General features: G+C 56.2%; 1 protein-coding gene. It reads left to right on the top strand.

The features are described 5' to 3' along the window. Positions 1–265, top strand: a 265-nt coding sequence (locus tag SB773_RS32385) for an FAD:protein FMN transferase (protein WP_410594474.1), incomplete at both ends; no start/stop codon positions are given.

The raw sequence follows: 265 nt of genomic DNA, 5'->3' as shown, positions 1-265 counted from the left end.
AAAATTATTTGGTGAATATTGGCGGCGGCCTGATTGCGCGCGGTTACCGTGACGTTGAAGCACAAACACCCTGGCGGATTGGTATTGAAGTGCCGCAGAGCGGTGTGCCAGAAGCGCAGCATGTGCTTGCCTTAGAAGGGATGTCGGTCGCTACGTCAGGCGACTACCGCAATTACTTTGAAGTCGACGGCGAGCGCTTCTCCCACCTCTTGGACCCCCGTACTGGGCGACCCATTAAACACCAGCTGGCGTCGGTGTCGGTATT

It is taken from the genome of Bacillus sp. SIMBA_074, from assembly GCF_046534555.1.
Lineage (GTDB): Bacteria > Bacillota > Bacilli > Bacillales > Bacillaceae_G > Bacillus_A > Bacillus_A mycoides.
Note: the sequence above shows the minus strand (reverse complement) of the source record. Positions and strands in the feature narration are given on the sequence as shown.